At 66.3% G+C, this 1,818-nt stretch carries 1 protein-coding gene and 1 pseudogene; both read left to right on the forward strand.

The features are described from left to right. Window positions 1-859 precede the first annotated feature (859 nt). Window positions 860-1,189 (forward strand): hypothetical protein, encoded by a 330-nt coding sequence (locus tag ACZ6C1_RS39000; protein ID WP_469247772.1) that lies wholly within the window; start codon window positions 860-862, stop codon window positions 1,187-1,189. Window positions 1,190-1,295: 106 nt separating this feature from the next. Next, window positions 1,296-1,732, forward strand: a pseudogene (locus ACZ6C1_RS39005) (transposase); the annotation flags it as partial. Window positions 1,733-1,818 lie beyond the last annotated feature (86 nt).

Raw genomic sequence — 1,818 nt, forward strand, 5'->3', positions numbered from 1 at the left:
AGCCCGATGTTCCACCCGCCGCGTCAGCACCATCGTCCGAGCCGTTCACACGTTGCTGACCTGCAACTATTCAGGATGAAAGACGTTCACTGGGCTTGTTCAGTTTGGCCCCTGATCGAGTGACGGCGGGGTGGCGTAACGGGCGAGGTCCTCGGGTTGTTGAGCGGGATGTCTGACGTCCGCAGTTCTTCAACTCGGGGGCCTCGTTGGCGGCCATCGGGCACTGGCTGCGGCGGGCGCCCCAGGACGCCCTGGCCCGGCTGGGTTTCCCGGTCCGCGGCGCGCTGGGGGTGCGGCCGGCCGCGTCGATGGACACGGTCCGCCGGGTCATCGGTCAGCTGCACCCCAACGGTCTAGCCATGCTGCTGCGGCCTGATGTGCCTGATACGGACCAGGACCGGCCCGTGCGGCTGGCGGCGGACGGCAAGAGTGCCCGGGGCTCGTGCACCCGGACGCGGACTGCGGCGCATCTGCTGGCCGTCATCGACCAGGACGACCAGATCATCGCCCAGCTGTGGATCCCCGACAAGACCAACGAGATTCCCTGCCTGCGCGAAGTGCTCGGCACGCTGGACATCGAGGGCGCCTGGGTAAGCGCGGACGCGCTGCCCACCCAGGACGAACACCGCACGGTTCCTCGTCCAGGACATGAAGGCCCACTACCTGCTCACCGTCAAGCGCAACCAGCCGTCTCTGTATGCCAGTTGCCGCCGCCTGCCCTGGGACAAGGCCACCGCGAAGTACTACGACCGCACCCAGGGCCACGGCCGCAAGGAGACCCGGAACGTGCAGGCACTGACCGTCTCCCACCTGGACTTCCCCCCATGCCCGCCACGTCGCCCGAATCACCCGGCACCGGATGGACACCGCGACGGGCAGACGCACCAGCGAGACCGTCTACGTCATCACCGACCTGCCCGCACACCAGGCAAAACCCCAGGACATTGCCCTGGCCCTGCGCGGCCACTGGCACATCGAAAACAAGATCCACTACGTGCGCGTCACCCTCTGGGACGAAGACCGCTCCCAGATCCGCACCGGCCACGGCCCCGAGAACATGGCCACCCTGCGCAACACCACCCTCAACCGGCTACGCGCCACCGGCGCCACGAACATGACCGAAGCCGTCCGTGACCTGTCCTCCCAGCCCTTCACCGCCCCACTCGGCCTCCTCGACATCCCCCGATGACCAGCGAAAACGCCCGAGAAATTCAACTTTGCAAGAGCCCTGACGGCAAAAAGGGGCAGCACGCCGGAAACAGAACGGACAGGACGGCAGGGACGACCCTGAGCGGGAAGAGCGACGGCGCATCAGGCGACGGCGCAAGCTCCGCTTGAACCAAGCCCTGCTCGGCAGATCCCGTGGCGGACTGGCGAGCAAGATTCATCTCGCCGCTGACCGCAAGTGCCGTCCACTGTCACTCGTGCTGACCGCGGGACAGGCCGCCGACAGCCCGCAGTTCGTTCCCGTGCTGCAGAAGATACGGGTCCGTCTGCCTGTCGGCCGGCCTCGGACCCGGCCCGGCGTTGTCGCCGCGGACAAGGCCTACTCGTCCCGCGCTAACCGCTCTTACCTGCGGAAACGCAACATCAAGGCAGTCATCCCGGAAAAGAAGGACCAGGCCGCCAACCGGAAGAAGAAGGGCCGTCGGGGCGGCCGCCCCACATGCCACGACGCCGGTCTTTACAAGAGCGGAACACCATCGAGCGGCTCATCAACAAGCTCTGGGCTTGATCCGCTTTGACGGACATCTGAGATCAGGGGCTTCAGCCCCGGAAGGATGATGTTCATCATGGAGAGCATGGGGAAGAAGAGGC

Source organism: Streptomyces sp. NPDC041796, assembly GCF_055590785.1.

What these genes read in the sequence shown, in the direction of transcription:
- ACZ6C1_RS39000 (WP_469247772.1), top strand. Translation starts at nt 860, where the DNA reads ATGGACACCGCGACGGGCAGACGCACCAGCGAGACCGTCTACGTCATC.